The organism is Planococcus sp. NCCP-2050 (assembly GCF_023708025.1).
Lineage (GTDB): Bacteria > Bacillota > Bacilli > Bacillales_A > Planococcaceae > Planococcus.
Map to the genome: position 1 here is coordinate 1,266,579 of NZ_BRCX01000001.1, position 26,231 is coordinate 1,292,809.

General features: G+C 44.8%; 27 protein-coding genes and 2 riboswitches. Of the genes, 11 read left to right on the plus strand and 16 right to left on the minus strand.

Features of this window, described 5'->3' with window-relative positions:
* Positions 1-18: 18 nt before the first annotated feature.
* From NFU07_RS06155 to NFU07_RS06220, 14 genes are all read right to left on the minus strand, one after another.
* On the minus strand, positions 19-1,350 hold the full coding sequence (locus tag NFU07_RS06155) for a hypothetical protein (RefSeq protein WP_251475869.1): 1,332 nt from the start codon (positions 1,348-1,350) through the stop codon (positions 19-21).
* 24 nt (positions 1,351-1,374) lie between these two features.
* Positions 1,375-2,097, minus strand: a complete 723-nt coding sequence (locus NFU07_RS06160; RefSeq protein ID WP_251475871.1) for a hypothetical protein — start codon at positions 2,095-2,097, stop codon at positions 1,375-1,377.
* 18 nt (positions 2,098-2,115) lie between these two features.
* Positions 2,116-2,304, minus strand: coding sequence for a hypothetical protein (locus NFU07_RS06165; protein WP_251475873.1), 189 nt, complete (start codon positions 2,302-2,304; stop codon positions 2,116-2,118).
* Positions 2,305-2,314: 10 nt separating this feature from the next.
* Entirely contained in the window at positions 2,315-3,052 is a 738-nt protein-coding gene (locus tag NFU07_RS06170) for a pilus assembly protein TadG-related protein (RefSeq protein ID WP_251475875.1), read from the minus strand.
* Positions 3,049-3,435, minus strand: coding sequence for a TadE/TadG family type IV pilus assembly protein (locus tag NFU07_RS06175; RefSeq protein ID WP_251475877.1), 387 nt, complete (start codon positions 3,433-3,435; stop codon positions 3,049-3,051). Before NFU07_RS06175 ends, NFU07_RS06170 begins: the two co-directional genes overlap by 4 nt.
* A 96-nt stretch (positions 3,436-3,531) precedes the next feature.
* Complete coding sequence (locus NFU07_RS06180) at positions 3,532-4,941, minus strand: VWA domain-containing protein (RefSeq protein ID WP_235197201.1); 1,410 nt, start codon at positions 4,939-4,941, stop codon at positions 3,532-3,534.
* Between the two features lie 81 nt (positions 4,942-5,022).
* Positions 5,023-5,244 carry a hypothetical protein gene (locus tag NFU07_RS06185; protein WP_235197202.1) on the minus strand — a complete coding sequence of 74 codons (222 nt, stop codon included), beginning with the start codon at positions 5,242-5,244 and terminating at the stop codon, positions 5,023-5,025.
* 20 nt (positions 5,245-5,264) lie between these two features.
* On the minus strand, positions 5,265-6,200 hold the full coding sequence (locus NFU07_RS06190; RefSeq protein ID WP_251475879.1) for a type II secretion system F family protein: 936 nt from the start codon (positions 6,198-6,200) through the stop codon (positions 5,265-5,267).
* Positions 6,201-6,209: 9 nt separating this feature from the next.
* Positions 6,210-7,139, minus strand: coding sequence for a type II secretion system F family protein (locus NFU07_RS06195; protein ID WP_251475880.1), 930 nt, complete (start codon positions 7,137-7,139; stop codon positions 6,210-6,212).
* Positions 7,130-8,494, minus strand: coding sequence for a TadA family conjugal transfer-associated ATPase (locus NFU07_RS06200; RefSeq protein WP_235197205.1), 1,365 nt, complete (start codon positions 8,492-8,494; stop codon positions 7,130-7,132). The genes NFU07_RS06195 and NFU07_RS06200 overlap by 10 nt, the downstream gene beginning before the upstream one ends.
* Positions 8,495-8,522: 28 nt before the next feature.
* Complete coding sequence (locus NFU07_RS06205; protein ID WP_235197206.1) at positions 8,523-9,662, minus strand: CpaE/TadZ family protein; 1,140 nt, start codon at positions 9,660-9,662, stop codon at positions 8,523-8,525.
* 11 nt (positions 9,663-9,673) lie between these two features.
* Positions 9,674-10,471 (minus strand): Flp pilus assembly protein CpaB, encoded by a 798-nt coding sequence (cpaB, locus tag NFU07_RS06210; RefSeq protein WP_235197207.1) that lies wholly within the window; start codon positions 10,469-10,471, stop codon positions 9,674-9,676.
* A 726-nt stretch (positions 10,472-11,197) separates the two neighbouring features.
* On the minus strand, positions 11,198-12,211 hold the full coding sequence (gene metX, locus NFU07_RS06215; RefSeq protein ID WP_251475888.1) for a homoserine O-acetyltransferase MetX: 1,014 nt from the start codon (positions 12,209-12,211) through the stop codon (positions 11,198-11,200).
* Positions 12,212-12,223: 12 nt separating this feature from the next.
* A complete protein-coding gene (locus tag NFU07_RS06220) occupies positions 12,224-13,513 on the minus strand; it encodes an O-acetylhomoserine aminocarboxypropyltransferase/cysteine synthase family protein (protein WP_251475890.1) in 1,290 nt (429 codons plus the stop codon).
* Positions 13,514-13,616: 103 nt separating this feature from the next.
* Positions 13,617-13,728: riboswitch (SAM riboswitch) on the minus strand.
* Positions 13,729-13,860: 132 nt separating this feature from the next.
* On the opposite strand from NFU07_RS06220, the gene NFU07_RS06225 reads away from it, so the two are divergent.
* The 6 genes from NFU07_RS06225 to pepT all read left to right on the plus strand — a co-directional run bounded on the left by NFU07_RS06225 (position 13,861) and on the right by pepT (position 20,113).
* Complete coding sequence (locus NFU07_RS06225) at positions 13,861-14,499, plus strand: glycerol-3-phosphate acyltransferase (RefSeq protein ID WP_251475892.1); 639 nt, start codon at positions 13,861-13,863, stop codon at positions 14,497-14,499.
* Between the two features lie 103 nt (positions 14,500-14,602).
* A riboswitch (SAM riboswitch) is annotated at positions 14,603-14,718 on the plus strand.
* A gap of 123 nt (positions 14,719-14,841) precedes the next feature.
* Positions 14,842-15,873 (plus strand): methionine ABC transporter ATP-binding protein, encoded by a 1,032-nt coding sequence (locus NFU07_RS06230; protein ID WP_251475894.1) that lies wholly within the window; start codon positions 14,842-14,844, stop codon positions 15,871-15,873.
* Complete coding sequence (locus NFU07_RS06235) at positions 15,863-16,513, plus strand: methionine ABC transporter permease (RefSeq protein ID WP_235197212.1); 651 nt, start codon at positions 15,863-15,865, stop codon at positions 16,511-16,513. The genes NFU07_RS06230 and NFU07_RS06235 overlap by 11 nt, the downstream gene beginning before the upstream one ends.
* A 30-nt stretch (positions 16,514-16,543) precedes the next feature.
* A complete protein-coding gene (locus tag NFU07_RS06240) occupies positions 16,544-17,380 on the plus strand; it encodes a MetQ/NlpA family ABC transporter substrate-binding protein (protein ID WP_251475896.1) in 837 nt (278 codons plus the stop codon).
* A gap of 174 nt (positions 17,381-17,554) precedes the next feature.
* On the plus strand, positions 17,555-18,757 hold the full coding sequence (locus tag NFU07_RS06245; protein ID WP_251475898.1) for a M20 family metallopeptidase: 1,203 nt from the start codon (positions 17,555-17,557) through the stop codon (positions 18,755-18,757).
* A gap of 132 nt (positions 18,758-18,889) precedes the next feature.
* Positions 18,890-20,113, plus strand: coding sequence for a peptidase T (gene pepT, locus NFU07_RS06250; RefSeq protein ID WP_251475899.1), 1,224 nt, complete (start codon positions 18,890-18,892; stop codon positions 20,111-20,113).
* 22 nt (positions 20,114-20,135) lie between these two features.
* Here the strand turns inward: pepT and NFU07_RS06255 are convergent, their stop codons facing one another.
* The gene (locus NFU07_RS06255; RefSeq protein WP_251475902.1) at positions 20,136-21,155 is read right to left on the minus strand and encodes an STAS domain-containing protein; all 1,020 of its coding nucleotides are present in this window, start codon (positions 21,153-21,155) and stop codon (positions 20,136-20,138) included.
* Positions 21,156-21,331: 176 nt separating this feature from the next.
* Here NFU07_RS06255 and NFU07_RS06260 point away from each other — a divergent pair, with 176 nt between their 5' ends.
* From NFU07_RS06260 to NFU07_RS06270, 3 genes are all read left to right on the plus strand, one after another.
* Positions 21,332-21,562, plus strand: coding sequence for a hypothetical protein (locus NFU07_RS06260; protein WP_052650542.1), 231 nt, complete (start codon positions 21,332-21,334; stop codon positions 21,560-21,562).
* A 95-nt stretch (positions 21,563-21,657) separates the two neighbouring features.
* Complete coding sequence (locus NFU07_RS06265) at positions 21,658-22,563, plus strand: EamA family transporter (protein WP_251475904.1); 906 nt, start codon at positions 21,658-21,660, stop codon at positions 22,561-22,563.
* A 95-nt stretch (positions 22,564-22,658) separates the two neighbouring features.
* Positions 22,659-23,081, plus strand: a complete 423-nt coding sequence (locus NFU07_RS06270; protein WP_251475906.1) for a pyridoxamine 5'-phosphate oxidase family protein — start codon at positions 22,659-22,661, stop codon at positions 23,079-23,081.
* A gap of 35 nt (positions 23,082-23,116) precedes the next feature.
* Here NFU07_RS06270 and NFU07_RS06275 read toward each other — a convergent pair whose 3' ends face one another.
* Positions 23,117-23,551, minus strand: a complete 435-nt coding sequence (locus NFU07_RS06275) for an Rrf2 family transcriptional regulator (protein ID WP_235197218.1) — start codon at positions 23,549-23,551, stop codon at positions 23,117-23,119.
* A 91-nt stretch (positions 23,552-23,642) separates the two neighbouring features.
* Here NFU07_RS06275 and hmpA (NFU07_RS06280) point away from each other — a divergent pair, with 91 nt between their 5' ends.
* Positions 23,643-24,833 carry an NO-inducible flavohemoprotein gene (gene hmpA, locus NFU07_RS06280; RefSeq protein ID WP_397443492.1) on the plus strand — a complete coding sequence of 397 codons (1,191 nt, stop codon included), beginning with the start codon at positions 23,643-23,645 and terminating at the stop codon, positions 24,831-24,833.
* Between the two features lie 170 nt (positions 24,834-25,003).
* Positions 25,004-26,185, plus strand: a complete 1,182-nt coding sequence (gene hmpA, locus NFU07_RS06285) for an NO-inducible flavohemoprotein (RefSeq protein ID WP_251475908.1) — start codon at positions 25,004-25,006, stop codon at positions 26,183-26,185.
* Positions 26,186-26,231: the final 46 nt, after the last annotated feature.

Sequence of the window (26,231 nt, forward strand, 5' to 3'; positions counted from 1 at the left end):
ACTTTCTAGATGATAACATTAACCGAATAGTGCGTTCCAACCTTTAGAAATAGCTCCGCCCACTTTCGATGCGGTATTTTTGATGCCGTCCCAGTTTTTCGCTACATAACCGGTCAGTTTTGATGCTCCCCAAATAGCAGCACCGGCCACTACAAGTCCGGCTCCAATTGCTTGGCCGCCAGGAATCGCTGCAGCTACTCCACCGGCACTCATTAATGTAGATCCAAGGCTAGCAGTGGCATCCGTCACAGCTACTGTACGGTCCGCACCTGTCGAATTGCTGTCTTGGAATACTTCAATGGCATTGGCAGTGTTATTGTAAGTATCAACCGCTCCAAAAACGGTTCCCACTGCTGCTGTCGCCACGTTCAGTTTTCCAAGTGCTCCCATTGCCGATGATCCGGCTTGTGCTGCACCACTCATTACCGAACCGGCAGCTGAAGTATTAGTCGCGATATTCGTTCCGGATGTAAGCGTCGAAATAGCGCCTCTTGCATCCTGATAAACATCGACACCATCTGATACATCCGAAGCAAAATCGAGAATTGGATTATCAATTCCAAGCTTCAATCCGTTTAAAAGTGTTGAGCGCAAGAATGAATTCGTGCTGCCGCCCATCGTATCTGCAGCATCCGCATTAAAAGATTCCGAAGCTAACTCTACTTGCCCCAGAATGACATCATTGCCGATATAGCTTGCAACATCCCAAGGCGTCGGTGAGTTGGAACTATCGTTATTCCCACCTTCTCCGCCATTGGTGCCATTGCCAGACGAACCATCGCCATTGGTGCCATTTCCGTTAGTTCCATCTCCGTTCGATCCGTTGCCGGATGTCCCATTTCCATTCGTCCCATCTCCGTTTGAACCATTGCCGGTTGTGCCGTCTCCAGAGGTGCCATCACCCGTGGTGCCGTTCCCGCCAGTTCCGTCGCCAGTTGTGCCGTCACCGTTCGTGCCGTTGCCACCCGTGCCATCTCCATTCGTCCCGTTGCCGGACGTCCCGTCACCCGATGTTCCGTCTCCTGCTGTTCCGTCTCCTGAAGTTCCGTCACCCGAAGTGCCATCTCCGTTTGTACCGTTACTGGTAGTTCCGTTGCCGTTGGTTCCATCTCCGTTTGTACCGTCGCCTTGCCAGCTTTCGCCATTGGTGCCATCTCCGGACCACGTATCTCCAGACCAGGTATTGCCTTCCCACGGCGTTCCTTCCCACGTATCGCCGGACCATGTGTCGCCGGACCACGTATTTCCTGTCCATGGCTGAACCGCAAATGCGACAGAACCGAAAAATGATTGGGCTACGATGAGCAGAATTGCGGTTAATGCAAATATGCGTTTGATCGTTGATTCCATTTCTTCCCCTCCTTTAAACGTTTATTAATCTTGCATAGCCATATCTTGATGATCGATAGAGAACAAACTTAGCTCTTCTTTCCATTTCAATACAAAAGATGCCAAGATTAAATAAAACAAAGGCAAAAATAAGGTATTCAAAAATATATGGCAAATCGCAATAGCTAAGAAAGAATTGGTAATATCCAATACTAATGCTTGGACGATTGCTGAAATAATAAACTCCCCAAATCCAAAACATGTAAGCAATAATATTATTTTCCAATGCTGCCGTTTAAAAATCCGGCCGCTTTCTCGTATTGATGACCAGACCGATTGATTATCGATAATCGCAAGGACCGGAGCCATGACAAAAATCGCTAATAAAATGACGCCCGGTACGACGAATAACGCAAACCCAATTGTCACCAATAAACCGGCGGCTACCGAAAAGACAAAATAGTGAAAGCCTTTTAAAGCGAATTGAAAAAATGCCTGTCTTAAGGGCCGATCATCTCCAGTTTCTTCGAAATGCCAAAAGTATACGAATGGCACGAGCGTAAAAAAGAAAAGAATAAACACAATAAAAGCAGAATAAATATCTCCGAAGCCAAACATTGCACCGTTCGTTGGTGTAATAGCTAAAATGTAGTTTGATGCAAAAAACTGAAGCAAGATGATTGGAAGCTGAATAAATAAGACCAACAACAGCAACCGTTCATATTTTTGTCCGAAAAAGCTGAATGCTGAGCGAATCGGATGTTCCATTTTAAAACCTCCTGTCATTTATGATTGCTGAAGCTGCGCCAAATGATTTTTTCTCATGAATGGCAGAGCGAATCCCACCGCTATTGCCGTAAACGGAAAGCTCCCGTCACTGAACAGCCATTCTCCTACAGTTACCGGAACAAATATGGCATAAAAGAAAATCATCAATACCAAGTATATTTTTCTCCACTTTTTTTCTTTCTTCATTTTCCCACCCCTATTCCAACGAATACGTTCTGCCTTCCCAGCCCGCCAATTTCTGGACAAACATGACCTCTGGCCCTTTGGAAGATTTGGTTAAGTTTTTAACAGCCCCGGCAAAAAATCCGTTATAGCCAATTGCACTGGCTTCTTTAGAAGATTCCACGACAACCTGTCCGTTTTCAAAAACAGTCATTTGTGCGCCTGCCAGTTCTCCCCCATTTGCCAGAATTGTATTTCGAGCACTTTCTTTCATGGAATTGACCCATCGGTATTCCATTTCATCATTCATCATTTTTTTAAGCAGTCCGCCGCCTAAGCCTTTATCCATTTCGCTGGACAGTACACGGTCGATCGCTTCATTTTGAATTTCATTCAATGAATAATCCGCCATTTCACCTGACAGATTGTTCACTTCTTTTTCGATGAGTTCAGCTATGCTATCTTCTTCCTCTTCAGGTGCAGCCTCTTCAGGCGGTTCTGTTCCCCCGCCTTCTTCTTCAGCTTCTTCTGCCAACATTTCCTTTAGTTTCATTTCATACTCTGAAATAAATTCCGGAAGATCCTCATATAAAGTGGCAGTTGCAGCTAAAGCCGCTTGCTGGGAAGTGGAAATGGCCTGCTCCTTTACGATCAAGGCTCCAGCTAAGTTAAGGATGAGCACAAACAAGATGATCATGACGCTTAATATGCCGATGACGAATAACGCGATATTGCCTTGTTCATTGTTTAAATAAGATTTGAACTTCTTCATTTAATCACCTTGCCTGACGTATCGGCAGTGTATGAAAAAGTAGGTTTTCCTCCTCCAAACATGCTGGCCGGAAGAAATACAAAATCAATATTGACGCTTACCGATGCAGTGAAATTATTTGATCCGGAAATCGGTGCACCTGCAAAACTGATATAGCTGCCGCCGGCGTCTACAATATTTTGTGCGGCGTTAGTCGCTTCACCCACATCCGCCGTGACAGAATAAACTTTCGCCGCCTCGCTCGCTGCTGATTCTGCAATCATCAATCCATGAAATCCGGCGATAAACTGCCAAGCGATCATCATTACTGAAAATACGAGAGGGACCATGCCCAAAAACTCGATAGTTGCGGATCCTTCTTCATTTTTTAATTTTCTTTTCATGGCTACCACCTCAACTGATAGACTCCCGCTTTTCCGGCTTATCTTGCAGGGGGTCCGCACGTATAAGCCGGAAAAAGGGGAGTCCCCTTTTTACTGTCATTCTGCTTCATCTGGATATTTGTCACTGATTTGCTTCCGCATTTCATCTAGGCCTTTTTCTTTCACTTCGTTCAATTCTGAAACGAGCGGCCCTTTTGCTGAATTTGCTACATCACTGATGTCATACACTTTTTTCTCGAGAACGCTTTTTTGATCCCAGTTGATATAACCGGCTTCCCGTAAATAGCGCAATCCTCTGTTCAATGCCAATTCTTGCTTCAAGGCAGAAGCACTCCAATTATTTTCAAATTGTTGAATGGCTAGCCAGCTGTCATTGCTTGCTTTTAAAACATCCAGCTCGGAATTCTGTTTCCAGCTCTTCCAATTTTTCAATACTTCTTCAGACTGGTTAAATTGCTCGGTCAATTGCTTGCCGTCTGCCACATTTGAGAAGATGCCTTCTGCTGCTTTAGCGACTTCTTTCAATTGCTGCTGTGCTTCGGCGTCCGCGTTAAAACCGATGACATTGATGATGGGTGCTACATTACTGGCCGCTAGCGATTTCGCTACAGCTACCGGATCTCCCTCGCACGTTTCAATGCCGTCGCTGACCATGTAGATCAAGTTTGTATTTGTTTTACTGTCCAGCCCTTCAAAACTTGCCTGAGCCGATTCCAATGCCCCAGCAACCGGAGTCCATCCCGCAGGTTCAAACGTGTTTAGCGCCTGTTCGAACTTCGCTTTATCATATGTTCCGCGTTCATATACTTCATCAATAGCTGCGCATGATGCCGCTTTGTCTTCTTCGGAACCTGTGCCTTCATGTCCATAGATCCGCAACGATACATTCGCTTCTTCAGGTACTTCTGCCATGAAATTGCGGATGGATTCCTTCGCGAGTTCCATGCGGGTTTTTCCCCCTACATAGTTAGCCATGGATCCGCTGGCGTCCAAGATGACTTCTACATTGTAATTTTCTTTAAAAGCAAAACGTTCATCCGCTTCCGGTGTTCCTGAAAGTGCAAACTCCAATTGATTCAGTACATCTTGTGGATTCTGGAAATCATAGGCGACCAAGGAATAAAGATAATTGAAATATAAATCCATTTCTTCTTCTGAAGCATCTTCTTTTAGAGGCGGCACTTCTCCGAATGCTTCAAAGAATGCAGGCTCAATCTCTTCTTCATCTCCGCTTGATAAATCCAAATGACCGATTTTCCCGACAGGCTGGCTGATTAAGTCTTGATCGGTCTCCGGCAAGGCAATTAAATCCTCTTCCGAAATAGCCTCTTCCAGACCTGGCTCTTCTTCGGCTTTTTCTGTGGATTCAGCCGCTGTATCCTTGTCGGCTTCCGCTTTGGTTTGTTCTTCAGTTTCTGCTGCTTTTGGTTCTTCAGGTTCATCTTGTTGACAGGCTGCTAACCCTAGCACAAGCAACGATGCCACCAATACCTTGCCTAATTTCATCGTATGCTCCTTTCGTGATGCGTATTCATGCAATATCAGGCTTCAGGCTATTGCCCTTATACCAAGAAAAGCAGGGGGATGTTACTCCCCTCCGCCGATTTTTCCGATAAAGCCATTGAATTTTTCTACTAATGTAGTTCCGAAAGTACCGCCAGAGAATGCTTGTGAAACAACGCCCACTACGATAACAATAACTGCTGCAATCCCGATCCACTCCAAAGTTTGAGATCCTCTTTCGTTGTCCATTGCCGTTTTCATAGATGTCACCATTTGCAAGATAAAGTCGTTTAATGTTTCTTTCATAATAAATTCCTCCTAGAGTTTTATAGTATGTTAAAAATGCTGTTTTCTCCGTAAATCATATTCAGCAGCATGAGGCCGGCAATCATCATGATTGAAACCGGTGCTACCACGAATGTTGTAACCAATGTAACTTTTGGCGAAGCCTTGGCTGCCAGTTCTTTGACGCGCTCCTGTCTTAGCTGGCGCATATCTTCCGCCTGAATCTTAAAAGTCGTTGCAATAGGCACCCCTAGTTTCATGCCTTGGAGCAGAGATTTGATCAATTGCTGAAACTCTTCATTGTCATTGCGTTCTAGCAAGTTCCGATAAGCCGTTTCACGTTGCACCCCTAGGTCGATTTCCTGATTGAAGCGCATAAATTCCTCTCGGAGCGGACCGTCGAAAAAGCGTATCACCTCCCTTAATGCCTGGTCTAGGCTAACCCCAGCCTGAATACTCGTACTGATGGTATCCAGAAAATCGGGTAAATCCATTCTCAGTTTTTCCTGGCGTTTCTTAGCTTGTGACCTTACTAAATAAATCGGGATAAAGTAGCCGATCAGCGGCAAGAAAACCAACCCATATTTGGAGAATGGCAAGCCGACGATAAAGGCCAACATCGCTGCAAAAAATCCGATAATGAACAATAAAATCTTCAAACCTTGAAAGCGGGCAACCGTCAATTCATAGGGGTTGCCAGATTTCTTCAGCCAGTCAGCCACTTCAATGCTTTCACTAAAAAAGTTGATGCGCTGCCCGAGTTCCGAAAATTCATCTGCGTAGCCGCTTAACCGGCTAAACAGATTTGCTTTTTGTTTCTGTTTTTTCTTTTTCTTATCGAAACCATCAACATTCGTCGTCTCAGAAACATGCACAAGCACGCCTCTTTTTTCACTTACATAAACGGACCAGTTGCGGATTCCTAAAATGACCATAAACCAGAAGACAATAATCGTAAAAATAATGAGAGCATCCAAACCCTTCACCTACACTTTTATATTTGTAATTTGACGAATCAGGAAAAATGACAAGATGATTCCCAAGCCGAATGCGATCATCATAATGATGCCAATTGGCGTAGTCAGCGGATCCGTAAATCCATCGATAATATTGTTCATAAACAACAGGATGAATATAGGCATTGCCGGAACAATCAACGATATATAGCGCTGCTCGGAAGTCATCGTTTGAATCGTCTGGTGCAATAGCTTCCGGTCTTCCAACGTATGCGACATCGTTTCAAGCGTCGCTGCCAAATTGCCTCCTGTCCGTTTCTGAATCAGCAATGTAGCGATGAATAATTGGAAATCCCGTGAACTATTCCTTTTTTGGACTGCCCTTAATGCCGTTTCAAAAGGCACACCCAGTTTCAATTCATTCGAGAGGCGCTTGAATTCATCTTTTGCCGGTTCATTTACTTCTCTTGCTACCAAATCGATGCCCTGAGTGATGGTCATTCCCGATCTGGCCCCGTTCGCCAAAAGCCGGCAAACTTCACTGAGCTGCTCATTCAAGCGTTCTTCATACTTGTTTTTGCGGATATAGAACAATAGAAAATGGCTGCTTACTAAAATCCCGATGGTCAATATAATACTTGGCAACGCCGCCATGCTGAAAATCATATTGAACACGACGTAAAGCATGAGAACGCCTAGCACATGAATGCCGATGTATTCAGAAGCTAATAAAGAAACATTGGCACTTTTGAGCTTTTTAGCCAGCTTCTCGGACATTGGAGATTCATCGAACCGGTCTCCCCAAACGCTGATGGCACTTTTTCTTTTTTCTTCGGGATACCAGGTTTTGAGCTTTTTCTTCCACTCCTGCTTTTCCCTGCGGTAATCGAGGAACAAGTAAGCCCCAAATAACAGCGCCAAAACGGCCGCACTATATAAAATGGCAATACTTATGTCCATTGGGCCACCTCCTGCTTCACCTGGAACATCGATTCATCCAACTCGATGCCGAATACCCTTAGATGGTCCAAACATTTTGGTATATAGCCGGTCGGCGTGAAATGGCCGATTACTTCACCATTTTTGCCGGTGCCGGTCCGTTTAAAAATAAACACATCCCGGATCTTAACGCCTTTGTCTTCATCTACATAGACTTCAGAGATATTGACGATTTTCCGTTGTCCATCTCCAAGACGGTCAGCCTGGATGATATAATCCAGGGCCCCTACGATATACTCCCGGACGATTTCACTCGGCAAATCCATTCCCGCCATGATGACCATCCCTTCAACTCGGCTAATGGCGTCTACTGGAGAGTTGGAGTGGACTGTAGTCAGCGATCCTTCATGCCCTGTATTCATTGCCTGCAGCATATCGAAAGCTTCCGCTCCCCGGACCTCTCCGACAATGATTCGGTCTGGACGCATTCGCAGCGAGTTCCGCACCAATTGGCGGATACTGACCTCCCCTTGCCCTTCTACGTTTGGCGGGCGCGCTTCCATTCCAACGACGCTTCCTCTGTTTAGCCTGAGCTCTGCTGAATCCTCGATCGTAATGACCCGTTCATGGAGCGGGATTGACTTTGCAACTGCATTCAGCAGCGTCGTTTTCCCGCTCCCGGTTCCTCCGGATATCAGGATATTGAGTTTTGCTTCCACAATGGCACGTATGAATTTCGACATGCTTTCATCTAATGAAGAGAGCCTGAGCAAATCTTCCATTTCAAACGGTTCTTTCCGGAATTTCCGGATCGACAGCAATGTGCCATTTAAACTGATGGGTGGAATGACGGCATTTACCCGGCTGCCATCCGGCAAGCGTGCATCGACCATTGGCGAACTTTCATCGATTCGCCGGCCAAGCGGGGCAATCACTCGGTCGACAATATGGCGGACATGTTCTTCGTTCTTAAAGGTAATATGTGAAGATTCCAGCCGACCGTTCCGCTCCACATGGATCTCTTTTGGTCCGTTCACTAAAATCTCGGTGATCGTCGGATCTTTCAGCAATTGTTCCAATGGACCAAAGCCAACTGTTTCATCAATCAAACGCGTCAAAAGCATTTCGCGGTCGGTTTTCGAGATGACTACTTTTTCTTCGAGCATGAACTGGCTGATCAGGCGTTCAATGGACAGGCGGCGCTCAGATTCTTCAGCTGCAATCAGCGGTTCTAGATTGGTTTCTGCCAACAGCCTTGCTTTGTAATGCTCGAGCAATTCTTCTAAATATGGGCTCAACACTTGTGAGCTTTGTACTGAAACACTTTCACTGACAGCCGCTGCTGATTCGGTTCTTTTCCGTTGAAAGAGCGACATCGCTTTCCCTCCTTCCTTTTAAAAATGATTATTTCAGCATGGATACGACCCATTTCCGCATGTCTTTAGCGGCGGGAGTAAGTTTCTTTTCTTTCGGCAATTTTCGAAGGGTCTCGCCTTTATTGATAGCGGTCTGCACTCCTTTAATATCGCGTCTGATTTCAGCTGCCACAGGATATTCGATAAAGCGTTCAATATCTTTTTTGCTTAACTCGTTTTCCCGGCCGACTTCGTTCAGCACGAGCTCCAACCGGTCTGCTGTAGGAATTCCAAGTTTTTGGAACAGTTCTTCCGTATGCTTGAAAACCCGGATGGATGGCGTGTCCATTAAAGTCGTGTAATAGATGCGGTCGGCCTCGACTAATGCCGTATACGTACGTTCATCCATGTTCACGGGCAAATCAACGATGATGAAATCATAGGCCCGGCGGCATACCCGCAAAAGACGCGTGACGAAATCTTCTGTAATGTACTCAGCAAGTTCCGCATCGCATGGGCTGATTAACAGCTCCATTTTCGATAAAGGTTCTTTTTCTGTCACGTTGCGTAAATGCTGTTCAGTCATTTCTTTGATAACCGGCTCCAAATCCAGGATGTTTCTCGCAGTTTCCACACCCAGATAAGATTCTCCGCCTCCATATTGAAGATTCAAGTCGATATAAAGAACTTGAGCCGTGGATTCAAATTTCAAGGTCTGGGCAAAAGCGGTGCTCAACAGCGTTTTCCCGCTGCCTCCCTTGCCGCTATAGAAAGCGAAGACTTGTCCGCTCCCTCGCTTAAAACTCAGTTGTTTTTCTTTTTCTGGAGATTTTTCAAGTCTTGCAAGCATAATCGCCAATTGGTTCTCTAAACCATTTAAATCTTCGGGTATAACGAAATAATCGATCGCCCCCGCTCTTACTAAGTCTCGGAATAACTGGAAATCGTGGCTTTCATGGACAAATACGACAGGCGTTCCGTCAAGTTCCTGTTGGAGATAAGCATGGGTTTCTAAGTCTTTCCCAGGTTCATGCAATAGAAGAACTAATGCCGGGTCCACGTTTTTCAGCTCCGAACGCAAATGGGTAGGGTCGAGCCAACTATAGTCAAACTCACCTTCGAATTGCCGGGTGAGCAATGTAAATAATTCGTTTTTCTGTCCGACAATCAATAGTTTCGATTCTTTCATATCCAAATCCCTCAGCTCTCCGGAGACGTCTCGGCTGCGTCATCCTGTTCTTTCTTTTCTGCTTCTTTTTTCTCTTCTGCTTTAGGTTTCTCTTCTGCTTTTGGCTTTTCTTCTTTCGGTTTTGCTTCTGCTTTTTCTTCCGTTTCCTTTGAAGCTTCCGTTTCAGCAGCCGTGTCTGTTTCCGGTGCATCTTCTTTGCCGGCACCGACATTTGCTTTGATGATCCGGACGCTGTCTGCGTAATTCTGCATATGTATTAGCTTAGGTGCTTGTTCGAGTGAAACTTCTAACTGGACCCCCGCAAACTTTTTATTATCATTTGCTACACGTGCTACTTTTACATCTTTCATGAAAATTTGCGTTTTGTTCTCATTGTCAAAACGTACTGAGACGATAATATCGACCCGGTCTAAAGCTTCAAGCTGTTCATCGAAAAAGACACGATCTGAGGCCATTAAAGTGATCAGGCGATTATTTTCTTCCATTACTGCGGAAGCTTGCTTCAACATGTTTTTCGTAATGAAGTCTCCTGCGGATAAAGGAATGACCGATACCTTATTTTGGAGATCGTCAGTGCTTGTAATATGCTGGTCCGTTAAAAACTTTTTCGGGATTTCCTCAACAGCCACATCTTTTGGCGTAATGACGCTTCGAGAGGCGATATCCCCTTTTGCAGCATAAACTTTAACCATTGTTCCCAAGTCGCTGTTCAATTCCTTTACTTTTGATAATGTCAGGAAACCGGCCGTTCCTGCTAGAATGGCAGCTAGTACGAAAAAGATAATTGCTTTTCTTTTGGATTCAATCATTTTGGCACTCCCTTGGCATTAGGCATCTATTTCTCTACTTCATGTCAATAGCAGGAAACTTTTTGCACTTTGCTAAAATTTTCTTTAGTTAATAAAATTGGCAATATTATCCTTCACTTTTTGTCTATATTTTAATTTCCTCTATATGCTTATCATTAAATTTATAGAGCTGTCAAAACCGTTTTCGGTTAGAGGTATTTTTTACAGATAAAAAGTCATATAGGTATTTTTAACCCCTTCTATTACAATGCCATCTATTCATTATCATCCCTCTTTTCTTTAGGCACATTTTCCTTGAAATCCCTCTCTATCTTTTCTCCTTGCTCTTTTACCTGTTATTCGCACTCTCTAACCGTGACTTTTTATTCATTTTTTAAATTTTTTCATTATTATAAAACCTTGAATTCAAGAGTTATTTAATAGAGATATTTACTCAGGACTTTTATCTTAAAACTAGTATAAATACGATGCATTAAAACAGGCATCCTAGTACGGTTTCCTCTTTTTCCTACCCCTGACTCCCAGTAATTACAAGTTGCTAATCCCCTTAATTTTTCCAATAAAAAAAGCTATTTTCATCTTAATAAAGATGAAAATAGCTTTAAATTCATTCAATTTTCCAATTCCATTTGGTTGGAAATCTCTTAAAATTAATATTACGTGGAATTATTACAAGTCCCTCCTGTCGGCGACTCTGCATTTCTTGCTGCAGCTGGTTAAATTTCTTTAAAGAGACAGCTGCGGGACAATGGCATTTTCAAGTTTTTGTTTAATTCTGCTGCTCCATTTATCAAATTCCACTAAAAATCCATCATGGCCAAATTGCGTTTCAACGACTTCCCATTCTGCCTGAGGCTGGGATTTTAGCCAATGAATCATCAATTCGCTCGGATACAGCAGATCATGCGTAAACGATAGCGCAAAAATTTCTACATCCAGAATTTCACCACTGACATCATGGGTGTTCATCGCTTTTAAAAGAGTTAAGTAACTATTGGCATCAAAGCGGTTCGCTAATTTCTGGCCTTGATAATTCAAATAAGATTCTACGTCATAGCCCTTAGCGACCGCTTTTCGGTTAAAACGGCGGTTAAACATTTCAGCGCTTCGGTAAGTGACCATCCCCGCCATTCTTGCCACTTCGAACCCCTTGATTTCAGATGAATGGCTGTAATTTCCATTATTGAAATGTGAATCGTTTTCAATCGCCTGAATTCCAATATAATTAAAAGCGATGCCGTAGTCACTATAAGCTGGGGTTACAGCAAGGGGGAAAATGATATCCACAAATTCCGGATGGGCTCTACCCCATTCCAAAGTCTTCATGCCGCCAAGCGACCCTCCGATGACAGCTGCTAAATGGGAAATTCCGAGCTCTTTTAATGCCTGAAATTCAGCTTGGACCATATCTTTTATCGTAATTGCTGGAAAAGAAGAACGGTACGCTTTGCCTGTTTTGGGATTAGTGGATAAAGGTCCAGTAGAGCCATTGCAGCCTCCTAGAACATTGAAAGTGATGACTTGAAAAATAGTGGTATCCACGGCTTTGCCTGGTCCAATCAAGCCGGACCACCAACCTGGAAGGTCCTCGGTCCCGATCGCATACTGGTCTCCAGTCAACGCATGGCAGACAAGAACGGCAGGACCACCTTCTTTGCCGGATCGTTCATAGGCAAGCTCTGCATTCTCTAAGACTTCCCCAGATTCAAGAACCAAATTGCCGATGGATACACTGGTCATCCGCTTTCCCTCCTAGACGTTTTCGAGCACAGCCGATTTGATGGCCTGCTCAAGATCTGCGATTAAATCTTCCGGATTTTCAAGGCCGACTGATAGACGGATCAATTCTTCCGTGACTCCTGCCCCTTCTAATTCCTCTTTGTTCAATTGCTGATGGGTAGTAGAAGCCGGATGGATGATCAACGATTTCGCATCCCCGACGTTTGCTACATGCGACCATAATCCGACGCCATCAATTACTTTCCGTCCAGCTTCACGGCCGCCTTTAACGCCGAAGTTCACAATTGAACCGTAGCCGTCTTTCAAGTATTTTTGCGCCAGCTGGTGGGATGGATGATTTTCAAAGCCGATGTAGTTCACCCATTCAACTTGCGGATGCTGCTGAAGATATTCAGCGACGAACCGTGCATTGCTGTTGTGACGCGGAATCCGCAAATGCAGCGTTTCTAAACCTTGCAGGAAAGCATGGGCACTGTCCGGACTTAGTGACGGACCGAAATCGCGCAGTAATTGGACGCGCAGTTTAGTCGCAAATGAAGCTCCTTCTGCATCTATGCCATAGCGGATGCCATGGTAGCTTTCATCCGGTTCAGTGTAATTCGGGAATTTCGGATTGTTCCAGTTAAACTTGCCGCCGTCCACAACAACTCCACCAATGGTCGTCCCATGCCCGCCAATCCATTTTGTCGCTGAATGGATGACGACATCTGCACCGAATGCAATGGGGTTGCTGCCATACGGGGAGGCAAATGTATTATCGATCAATAAAGGAATTTGGTTTTCGTGTGCAATTTCCGCTACTTTTTCAACATCAAATACGTTCAAGCTCGGATTTCCGATAATTTCCCCGAAGATTGCTTTTGTTTTATCCGTGATGGCTGCACGGAAGTTTTCCGGATCTGTTCCGTCCGCAAATTTCACGTTGATTCCATAACGTGGGAGTGTGTTGGAGAACAAACTGACAGTACCGCCGTAAAGATTGCTGTCTGCCAAAATTTCATCGCCCGCTTCAGCGACGTTTAAAATAGAGAATGCAATGGCTGCCATTCCGGATGACAAGGCGACAGCTGCAGTTCCCCCTTCCAGCAAAGCTACGCGCTGTTCAAAAACATCCACCGTCGGATTCATGATGCGCGAATAGATATTTCCGGTCTCTTTCAATCCGAATAAATTTTGGGCATGCTCCGTATCTTTAAACACATAGGAAGTTGTTTTATGGATCGCAACTCCTCTTGCTCCAGTTGTTGGATCTGGCTCTTGTCCACCGTGCAATAAAAGCGTTTCTGGTTTAAAATTTGTCATTTCTTTTTCCTCCTAGTTTTTATTGATGAAAACTGAAGACGAGGAGGGAACAGAAAAAAGCCCTCTTCGTTAAGAAGAGGACCGTCATATACGGAGATACCTCCTCTCATCTGCCAGATCGTTGCCGATCTGTAGGATTTAGCACCTTTCCAAACAATTGCTTGGTGGTTGCCGGGCATCATAGGGCCTATTCCCTCCGCCTCTCTTGATAAGAGTATTCAGATTTAGTTTTTCATCTTGTTTAGCAGTATAAAAACATAATTCTCGTTTGTCAAGTGGATAATTCAAAAAATTTCGAAACCTCTCTATCCTTTAAAACGTTTAATACTTATAGAGGAGATGATCTTATGATTCTTTGGTTTATATGCACTTTTATTATTGGTTATTTACTCGGTTCACTTCATGGCTCATCCATCGCCCAATTGATTTCAGGTACGAATGTCAAAAAAGAAGGGGTGAAAAATTCCGGTGCTTCCAATGCGGCCATTGTCCTTGGCTGGAAATTCGGCGCACTTGTCGCCTTGATCGATATTTCCAAAGGGATTGTCTCTGTCTTGGGGCTAAGAATTCTTTTAAGTCAATTCAATTTATCAAATGAATTGGAATGGACAATGCTCTTTGTGATAAGCGCGGCTGTCGTCCTCGGCCACAATTTCCCTTTCTATATGAATTTCGACGGCGGAAAAGGTACAGCGTCCATCATCGGCGTTATGCTTGCACTGGATTGGAAATTGGGGCTTGCCGGCGGATTGCTGCTGGTCGCTTGCGCTTTAGCAACGGATTATTTGGTTGTGGGCGTTCTCGTTCTGTATGGCATGCTGTTTGCCATCGCTTATTTCCCGGCGGAAGGCAGTTGGCCGCTTCTCACTGCCTTCGGACTTTTTGCAATGGCATTCTGGAAACACATTGAAAATATTAAACGAATCAAAAACGGAACGGAAAGCAAGGTTTCTTCTGTCTTCCGCAAGAAAGCGGGGCCTGCGTGAGAGCAGGCTTTTCATTTTTCATTAATTTATTTTAAAAAAGTTTCTTGACTTTTCCGCATTGACGCACTAAAGTGGAAATTACAAATCGAATACTTACATCACTTTCTTATCCAGAGAAACCGAGGGACAGGCCCTATGACGTTTCGGCAGCGGATTCGCTTTAAGCGAAAACTGTGCTAATTCCTGCAAATGCATGTACGTGCATTTGGAAGATGAGAATTGAGATGGTTTCATTCCGGAGCCCTCTTTTTTCTTATGGACAAGAAAAAAGAGGGCTCTTTTTGTTTTATTTTTTACAGGTTTGTACGTATTCGATCTATACAGCATGAGGAGGCTATTTGAATGATTCAATTTGAGGGGGTTACGAAAACCTACCATTCCGGCAAACAGGAAATCCACGCTTTGAACGGCATCGATCTTACTGTTGAAACCGGAGAAATATATGGCGTCATCGGTTTTAGCGGCGCCGGCAAAAGTTCACTGATCCGGACGGTCAATTTACTGGAACGCCCGACGAATGGACGAGTGCTCATCCATGACAAGGACATTTCCACTCTTACCAGCAAAGAAATCCGGGATACCCGAAAAGACATCGGAATGATTTTCCAGCATTTCAATCTATTGAATTCGAAAACGGTATTCCATAATGTCGCGATGCCGCTGATTCTGGCAAAAACACCGAAAAACAAAATTAAAGAACAGGTGAAAAACCTTCTTGAATTTGTAGGCCTGGCAGACCAGGCAGAAAAATATCCGGACCAGCTTTCAGGCGGACAAAAGCAGCGGATCGGGATTGCCCGGGCACTAGCCACCAACCCTTCTGTCCTGCTATGCGACGAAGCAACATCCGCACTTGATCCCCAGACGACCCAGTCCATCCTGGATTTATTGCGGCGCATCAATCGTGAATACAATATCACCATCCTATTAATCACTCATGAGATGGGCGTCATCCGGGAGATTTGCGATAAAGTAGCGGTCCTCGAAGCCGGAAAAGTCATTGAGCAAGGTTCCGTTTACGAAGTTTTTACAAATCCGAAGCAACCGACGACTCAGCGTTTTGTCCGTTCGGTCATGAACGATGAACTGCCGGAATCCTTGTTGACTAAAATCCAGGATCCGACGCAGAACCATTCCATCTACCGCGTCCAGTTTACAGGCTCTTCGGTCGGACAGCCGCTCATGTCCAAAGTATCACGTGAATTCAACCTCGACCTCAATGTGCTCTTTGGAAATATCACGGAATTGCAAGGTGAGCCTTACGGCAACCTGATCGTAGAATTTTCAGGAAGTTTAAGCGAGATCCAACGTGCGCTGACTGCGATCCGCAGCGATTCGGTCAAAGTCGAGGAGGTAAAGAATTATGCTAGTTGATAACGAACAGATTTTAGAAGCTTTGTGGGAAACGGTTTATATGACCGGTGCTTCGTTCTTATTCTCAATCATTATCGGTTTCCCGCTTGGCATCTTGCTAGTCGTAACAAGAAAAGGCCATTTACTGGCAAATGAACCCATTTCGAAAGTATTGAACGTTATCATTAATATTTTCCGTTCAGTCCCTTTCATCATTTTGATGGTTGCTATCATTCCGCTTACCCGGTTGATTGTCGGTACATCCATCGGCACTGCCGCTGCCATCGTCCCGCTTGTGTTCTATGCAGGACCATACATTGCCCGGCTGATTGAAAACTCATTGCTCGAAGTCGACAAAGGCGTCATCGAAGCCGCCCAGGCAATGGGTGCGACACCTGGGCAGATCATTTTCCGCTTCCTCATTCCGGAAGCTTTGAGTTCATTGGTACTGGCACTGACTATCGCCATTGTGGGATTGATTGGAGCATCCGCTATGGCTGGAGCAATCGGCGGTGGCGGACTTGGAGACTTGGCAATTACTTATGGTTATCAGCGCTTTGACACAGTCGTCATGCTGATTACAGTCGCTATACTCGTTGTCCTTGTGCAAGGCGTTCAGTCTGCCGGCAACTTGCTATCTAAAAAAGTACGAAGAAGTTAACTAAAAAACACTTACTTGGAGGAATACATCATGAAAAAAATTACATTGACGGTTTTATTCGCATTATTGGCTTTGGTCCTTGCGGCTTGCGGCGATGATGCTTCAGGAGAAGAAGGAAACAGAAAAGTGACGCTTGGCATTAGCGGATCCGATACATCCATTTGGGATTTTGTCGCGGAAAAAGCGGAAAAAGAAGGCATTGACCTTGAAATCATTACGTTCTCTGATTACGTAGCGCCAAACCTGGCACTTGCTGAAGGCGAGCTTGACTTAAACGCATTCCAGACCATTTCTTATTTCGACGAGTTTGTCGCAGAACACAATATCGACATCGTGCCGATCGGTTCAACTGTAATCGCACCGATGGGCCTCTACTCCGACAAATACGAATCAATTGATGAACTTCCTAACGGATCACAAATTGCTGTACCGAACGAAGCGACGAATATGGGACGTGCACTGCTATTGCTCCAAGAAGCAGGCTTGATCAAATTATCCGATGACGCAGGATTGACTGGAACAGCGGACGATATTATCGAAAACCCGAAAAACATCGAAATCATGCCGATGGTTTCAGGGCATACACCGCGTGCAATGCCCGATGTTGCCGGTTCAATCATCAATAACGGTGTCGCAGTTGACGCTGGCTTGAACCCGACAGAAGATCCAATCGCTGCAGAAAGCGATACAGCTACACCTTACATCAACCTAATTGCAGCAAGTGCTGAAAATGCCGAAGACGAAGACTTCTTGAAAATCGTTGAACTTTACCAACAAGATGATACAGCTGACTTCATCGTCGAACATACAAAAGGCGCATCAATCCCAACATTCATCCCAGTAGAAGAACTCGTGGATTATCAATAAGAAAAGCGAAGGCAGCTCGTCAGCCGCGACAAGCGCTGGAAGGCTTAGCAGTAATGGCGGGTTTTGCCATTGCTGATAAGGCTGAAGCGACCTCGAGCGGCTAGCTGCCGGAGTCTAGACAATAAGAAAAGCGGAAAGAGCCGACAATAAAACAAAACCTAAGGAGGAATTTCAATGACAGCAATCAAAGAAGCAGCCCAAACCATTTCCCAATCAATCGAATCGAACCGCGGGGTTTACATCGAAACCAGCCAAGCGATCCATGCAAAACCGGAGATCGGCAATGAAGAATTCTTCGCAAGTGCCACTTTGGTGAAACTGCTTGAAGAAGCAGGATTCACTGTTGAAACTGGCGTCGCTGGCCATGAAACGGCATTCTTTGCCAGCAAAGAAAGTACATTGCCGGGACCAACTATCGCTTACCTGGCAGAATACGATGCACTTCCTGGAATCGGCCATGCCTGCGGACACAACATTATTGGGACAACAAGCGTCGCTGCTGCGATTGCGTTAGCTGAAACCCTCCCGACAATAGGCGGCCGCGTAGTGGTGCTCGGTACACCAGCAGAAGAAGGCGGACCGAACGGCAGCGCTAAAGGCAGTTTTGTGAAGCATGGTTTCCTTGAAGGCGTTGATGCAGCGCTGATGATCCACCCATCTGGAAAAACGGCCATTACTGGCCCTTCCCTTGCGGTCGATCCATTGGAATTCCATTTTTATGGAAAACCGGCACATGCAGCCGGCTCTCCTGAAGAAGGAATTAACGCACTTGACGCTGTGCTCCAGCTTTTCAACAGCATCAACGCACTTCGCCAGCAATTGCCTTCAGATGCCCGTGTCCATGGCATTATCACCCACGGCGGCGATGCGCCGAACATCATTCCGGAATATGCTGCGGCCCGTTTCTACATCCGCGGCGATTCATGGAAAAAAACTTCAGATACGGCAACAAAAATCCGGGCGATTGCAGAAGGTGCTGCACTAGCTACAGGCACAACCGTTAAAATTGTGCGCTTCCAAAACGAAGTTCAGGATCTTGTGTTGACCCCGGCTTTAGATAAAGTGGTCCAAAGCGAACTGGAAGCAGTGGGCGAAGACGTAGCCACTTCCCGAGCGAAGGGCCTTGGATCAACCGATGCTGGCAATATCAGCTATGCCGTGCCGACTGCCCATCCTTACATCAAAATTGGACCGGACGATTTAATCGGCCATACCGCAGAATTCCGTGAAGCAGCAAAATCTGAAGCAGGCAATGAAGCCCTGATCAAAGGTGCAAAAGCATTAGCGAATACTGGCTACCGTTTGTTGACCGAATCCACTTTACTGGATGAAGTTAAAGAAGCTCACGCAAAAGCGTTGCAAGACAAACAGCTATAACCCGAAAAAACCGGAAATTCCTTGAAAGGAAGTTCCGGTTTTTTATTTGTTTTCCTCCTTCTCTTCTCGTATTTCCAAAATTTATTATTTTCGTGCTAAAATAATAATAGAACACATTTTAGGAGGAATACGATGTTTGAAACTTTAATCGAACGCCTTGTGCGATATGCTAAGATCGATACCCAATCAGATCCTGAGAGTACAGCTACCCCTTCCACTCCGGGCCAATGGGACTTATTGAACGAACTTGAAAAAGAAATGAAAGAAATCGGCCTCGAAGAAGTCGAAACAGATGAATATGGCTATTTATTCGGTACGCTTCCAGCGAATACGGATAGAGAAATTCCTGTTTTCGGTTTTCTTGCACATGTCGACACCGCTCCTGATTTCACAGGCAAAAACGTGAACCCGCAGCGCATTGATAACTACGACGGAAAAGACATTCCATTGAACGACTCTGTCATCATGTCTACTGCTGATTTTCCGGACCTGAAAAATTACGTTGGCCATACTTTACTGACTACTGATGGAACAACGCTTCTCGGCGCTGACAATAAAGCCGGCGTAGCGGAAATCATGACGGCAATGGAATACTTGGTTCAACATCCGGAAATTGAACACGGAAAAATCCGTGTGGCTTTCACTCCAGACGAGGAAATCGGCCGCGGTCCGCATAAATTCGACGTGGAACGTTTTGGTGCTGACTATGCTTATACGATGGATGGCGGCCCTCTCGGTGAATTGCAATATGAAAGCTTTAATGCCGCTGCCGGCAAATTGACGGTTCAAGGAAAAAGTGTGCATCCCGGATCAGCTAAAGACAAAATGGTGAATGCACAAACGATCGCCATTCGTTTCCAAGAGAAAATGCCAAAAAATGAAGTGCCTGAAGCTACTGAAGGCTATGAAGGCTTCATTCATTTGAATAATTTTAACGGCAATGTTGAAAAAGCTGTTCTTTCTTATATTATTAGAGATTTCGATAGAGAAAAATTCGAAGCAAAAAAACGGTTAATGCAAGAAACAGCCGAAAAACTGCAGCAGGAATATGGTCCAGAGGCGGTCACGCTGGAGCTTGAAGACCAATATTACAATATGCGCGAAAAAATCGAACCCGTAATGGAAATCGTCGATTTAGCTGAGAATGCTATGAAAATGATTGGCATCGAACCGAATATTGTTCCTGTAAGAGGCGGTACTGATGGCTCCCAACTTTCGTATATGGGCTTGCCAACACCGAATATCTTCACAGGCGGAGAAAACTATCATGGCCAGTACGAATTCATTTCAGTTGATAACATGGAAAAAGCCACTCGCGTAATTCTTGAAATCGCGAGAATTCCAAAACAAAAATAAGCGCCCGCGGGCGCTTATTTTTTTATAGAATCGCTCTTCCGTTTTGAGCAAGCGCATAATGGATGCCATGCTGCAAAGTTTGAAAGCAATTAAATTTAGACAAATCAATGCCTGATTCTGTTATGACCATGCTCATTTGAGGGGAAATCCCTACCAGAATGGTTTTGGTTCCGATCAAGCCTGCAGTAGATCCCAACTTTTCGATAAGGCTAGCTGCTTCCTGAGTAAATCGGTCATTCAGGCCCGTCAAATCCAGCACTAAATAATTCGCCTTATGGGTCGGCAGATTCTGTAATGTTTTCACCAGCAGCTCTTCTGCTCTTGCTTGGTCATAGGTTCCGAGAAGCGGCACGACGACGATGTCTTCAAGAACCGGAATAATCGGAGAAGAAATTTCTTTGATCAAACTGTTTAGTTCTGCTGTCTTTTCTTGGACCAATCTCTCCAGCTGATCGATTTGCTCGGCCTCTTTTAGTCGCGCAAAGCGGTGAATATTCTCTTCGATGTTCTGCTCTGACGGGAAATACTCGATAATAGTCTCTTCATATCCTTCAATTTGATGATGTACGATGCTATACCAAATACTCGTATTGAAAAGATTGCTGAAAATCCCTGCGTAATGGGCAGCCAAGTAGCTTCCGCCTTCTTTTTTCCCTTGGGCTACATTGATTTTATGCTCCCAGCTATTTTTCAAATGCACACGCAAAGTTTGTTCGGCTTCGTCCATATCTTGTATTTTCGCAAGTCCCCATCCAGCAGATGCATATGTATTCGTAATCAGATTGGCTGCTTCAGAAACCGAAACATTCTCCATCTCTGAGAAATAATCTCCTACAAGCAAACCTTGTCGGAACCCCGTCGATTCCATTACGACGCTCGCAGCATCCTCTCCAGAAATCTCTTCAATCGAATCAAAAAAGATTTTCATGGCAGAAGCTGTCCAGAAAAGCACCGAATCCTGTCCTTCAAATATGAATCTTCCTTCTTCCAGGTCCCATTCAAAACTCAGTCCACCTACATTTATTGAAGGTTTTGTTTCCATGATACAACTCCTCTCGTTCACTCCCTCTATTTTACCATAATGTTTGACAAGCTATTAGAAATAGCCCGAATAAGCATGAATTTAGAGCATTTTGATGCCAGAGGCGATACCGGAATGTTTTAAAACTCTCTATAAAAGGAATAAACCAGTAACAGACAAAGAAAGAGGTGCTTTCCATGAGTGACAAAAAACCTTTCGAAGGAAAAGAGCGCGAAACAAAAGACGGCGCTCCTATGGATAATCCTGAACAATTCAAGACGGACAAAAAAACGATGCATGAAATGTTCAAAGAAGAACAAACAGTGGACTCCCTCCCTCTTGAAGATTTAAAGCAGGAAAAAGCGGAAGAAGGCAAGCCGCGCGCTACAAAAGAAGATTCTTCCAGCGAAGAAAAGTTCCCGGATTAATAATCAAAATACATCTACTTTTCTGAAGAACCGCAAGGCTAATGCCTTGCGGTTCTTTTATGTTATGATTCTCTTTGGAACAGGAGTGGATACATTTGAAAAACTGGATATACCCAGTAATGGTCGTTGTTGCGGCCAGCTGTTATGGAGTACTTTCTACGATTATAAAAGTCGCCATGAGCCATGGCTTTACAACAGCCGAAGCTGTTACAAGCCAATATTTTACCGGTTTTGTGCTAGCGGCTATTTTATTTGCCGTAACGCAGAGAAGCCTGCCGCGCCTACGCGGTTGGAAGATTCTTGTCTTATCCGGGTCGTTCACTGCAGCGACTGGAATGGTTTATAGCCATTCGCTTAATTACTTGCCAGCCTCGCTGGCAGTCGTGCTCTTATTCCAATTCACTTGGATCGGCATGTTCATGGATTGTATCGCAAACCGGAGATGGTTGAAGCGCATAGAAGTAATTTCGCTTCTCATACTGTTCGGGGGAACGATTCTTGCTGCCGGAGTTATTGACGCTGATTTAAGCGGCATCCCTTGGCAAGGATGGGCATGGGGAATTGGAGCTGCATTCTGCTTCTCAGCGTTCATGTTTGTCAATGGCAAGCAAATCGAAGGCATGGATACAACAACCCGCCTATTTTATGTGTCACTGGCAGCGGCTCTTGTCATCGCAGTCTTCCAGACGCCTGAAATCATATGGAACGGAACTTTCTTTGGCGAAGGATTATGGATATACGGCCTCCTTCTAGGATTCTTTGGAATCATCATGCCGATTTATTTTTTCTCAATTGCCGTCCCTCACGTAGGGTCGGGGCTGGCTTCCATTTTAAGTGCGATGGAACTGCCAGTCGCCGTTATTGCTTCAGTCATCATCTTAAGTGAATCTTTGACAGTACTCCAGATTGTCGGCATCTTCGTCGTCCTTACTGGAATGGTGCTGCCAAGCATGTTCAACCGAACCCCAAAACCAGTCGAACGTGTTGAAGAACCTGCTTAACTAAGCAGGTTTTTTCTTTGCCCAATTTCTTCACGTTTATTTCCCGAGAAAACAGGAATACTAGAAGTAAGTTTAAATTCAAAGGAGTGGAAAATATGGATCAGCAAGAACTGAAGCAGCAAGCTTTAAAGATTTTAGAGGATAGTTATGTGGGGGTTTTGGCAACGGTGAAAGACGATAAACCGCATTCCCGCTATATGACATTCTTTAATGATGAATTCACGTTATATACAGCGACAAGCGATCAAACGCAAAAAGTCGATGAGCTTGAGAACAATCCTCATGCCCATATTCTCCTTGGCTATGAAGGCGAAGGCGTCGGCGATGCTTTTCTTGAAATAGAAGGCACGATGGGCATCCATGACGATAAAAGCATCATTGACAAAGTGTGGAACGAGCATTTAAGAGGCTGGTTCAGCGGTCCGGACGATCCCCATTTGGTGATTCTTGCGATTAAACCTTCGCGTGTGCGCATCATCAATAAAAAAGGCCAAGAGCCGCAAACACTTGAATTGTAAACAAAAAACGGCTCCGGATTTTTCGGGCCGTTTTTTTATGTGTGGAGGATTTCACGTAAGCCTTCCCGGTTAAAAAGAAGATCCTCCAGTGTGTATTCATCCAAAATCGATAAATAAGCATGGAGCGCTTTTCCTAATACGCCGCGCAATCCGCAAACCGGCGTTATGGGGCAGCGGTTATGTTCGCGGTCAAAACACTCGACTAGATGGAAATCATCCTCCATCCGGCGCACAACCGTCCCCACATTGATATTTTGTGGAAGATCGGCTAAGCGGATGCCTCCCCCGCGGCCGCGGACCGTTTGAATAAATCCGGCTTTCCCGAGTTCAAATGTCACTTTCATTAAATGATTTTTGGATATATGGTAAGCATCCGAAATTTCTTGGATGGTCGTCAATTTGCCTTCCGGTTTGGAACCCAAATAAATCAGCACGCGCAATGAATAGTCGGTATACATGGTCAATTTCATCAATCTCACCTTCCCTGCTTCCTCATTATAGCGATTAAGGGAAGCTCGATAAAGCAATTGAGATTGCGAAGAACTCATAAAGGAAAAGGAGATGATTTTCATGTTATCAAACGAAACACGATCCATCATCAAATCCACCGTCCCTGTATTGGAAGACCACGGTGTCGCGATCACCACTGCCTTTTACAGAAATCTATTTGAAGCTCACCCGGAATTGCTGAATATTTTCAACCATGCAAACCAGGCACAAGGAAGGCAGCAAACGGCACTTGCAAAAGCCGTCTATGCTGCGGCCGTCCATATTGACGATTTGGCAGAAATCATGCCGGCAATTATCCAAATTGCCCATAAACATGTAAGTTTAGGCGTAAAGCCTGAGCATTATCCGGTTGTCGGCGAATATCTTTTAAAGGCGATGAAAGAAGTACTTGGAGATGCAGCAACCGATGAGATCATCACTGCATGGGCTGAAGCTTACGGCGTGATTGCAGATGCATTTATCGATGTCGAAAAAAATATGTACCGAAAAACCGCCGAGCAAGAGAATGGGTGGATTTACTTTAAAGACTTTGTGGTCGCCCGGAAGGAAAAAGAAAGCCAAGTCATCACTTCCTTCTATTTAAAACCGGTAGACCAATCGAATGTTCCCGCTTATATACCTGGACAATATATTTCCATCCGGTTGTCGATTCCGGGAGAACCATATGCTATGATCCGCCAGTATAGCTTGTCTCAAGCATCTAAAGCGGATGAATTCCGAATTTCAGTAAAACGTGAAGCGGACAATGATCCAAATGGCGTTGTCTCGATTTATCTTCATGAAAAAATCCAGGAAGGCGACCGTGTGGAAGTCAGTGCACCTGCTGGCGTCTTTGTACTCGATTCCTCCAAAACAACCCCTGTTGCCTTTATTAGCGGCGGCGTCGGCATCACACCAATGATGAGCATGTTCGAAACTGTGGCAACTTCGACTCCGGCGCGCCCGACCACCTTTTTACATGGTGCTAGAAATCGCTTGCAGCATGCCTTTGATGAAGACATCCGCTCCTATACAAACCGGATGGAGCATGCATACTATAAAACAATTTATGATGAAGAAGACGGCTTTATCACACGCAAAACTTTAGAAGAATATGTCGATCCTTCAGGTGATGCGTACGTTTGTGGGCCGCCGCCGTTCATGATGAGCATGATCCGGGAGCTTCGCAATATCGGAATGGACGATAGCCGCATTCACTTTGAATTTTTCGGTCCGGCTTTAGATTTAAATGATTCCAATTGATTGTCTGCTTTCATAGCCAAAGAGTTCACGGGTTACTCCGTGAACTCTTTTTTATGTGACTTTTCTGTGAAACTAAATGTGTCTAAATTTTAAAGATGTATTTTAAATATATCTTTAAACCACAGATAGGTTTATAGTCGAATTATAGAAAACAAAAGGAGCGATCGAAGATGTTATCCCAAGAAACGAAATCCATCATCAAATCTACAGTACCGGTACTCGAACAGCATGGCACAGCTATTACCACGGTCTTTTATAAGAATTTATTCGATGCACACCCTGAACTATTGAATATTTTCAATCACGCCAATCAAGCTAAAGGGCGCCAGCAAGCTGCACTTGCCAATACGGTTTACGCAGCAGCTGTCCATATCGATAATTTGGAAGCCATTCTGCCAGCGGTTGTTCAAATTGCGAACAAACACGTCAGCCTAGGCATCAAACCAGAACATTATCCGATTGTCGGCGAATATTTACTGAAAGCGATCAAGGAAGTGCTAGGAGATGCGGCAACAGATGAAATCATCAACGCCTGGGCAGAAGCTTACGGAATGATTGCCGACGCCTTTATCGGTGTTGAGCAAGGCATATATGAAAAAGCTGAAAATCAAGAAAACGGCTGGAAGTTCTTCAAAGACTTCATCGTCGCTGACAAAGTAAAAGAAAGCGATAATATCATATCGTTCTATTTAAAACCTGCAGATGGATCTCTTGTTCCCGCTTATCAAGCTGGCCAGTACATTTCTGTACGCATGTCCATTCCGGGGGAAGAGTATTTGTTCAATAGACAGTACAGCTTATCTCAAGCTCCGAAACCCGATCAATTCCGCATCTCAGTCAAGTGTGAAGCGGACAATGATCCAAACGGACGCGTGTCGGTTTACCTTCATGAAGAATTAGCGATTGGCGATACCATTGAAGTGAGCGCACCAGCCGGTGAATTTGTTCTCGATGTTGAAAAAGATTCTCCGGTCGCTTTCATCAGCGGCGGTGTTGGCATTACGCCAATGATGAGCATGTTTGAAACAGTGGCCACTTTGACTCCTGAACGTCCGACTGTTTTCCTTCATGCAGCACGCAATGAATCATTGCATGCATTTGATAAAGACATTCAAAAGCATCTAGCGACTATGGCAAACGCCGCATATAAAACTTTGTATTCGGACCTTCCGGATGGCTACATCACTCGTGCGGTTCTTGAAGAATACGTGGATATCACAGGCGACGTGTATGTATGCGGACCCGTTCCTTTCATGGAAGCGATGATCCGTGAATTGCGCGCAATGGGAATGAACGAACAGCAAATCCATTTTGAGTTCTTCGGTCCCGCGGTAGCATTGCAAGCTGTATAAAATTTTAGAGAAACAGAAAGAAGGACAGTACAGAGCTGATCAAACG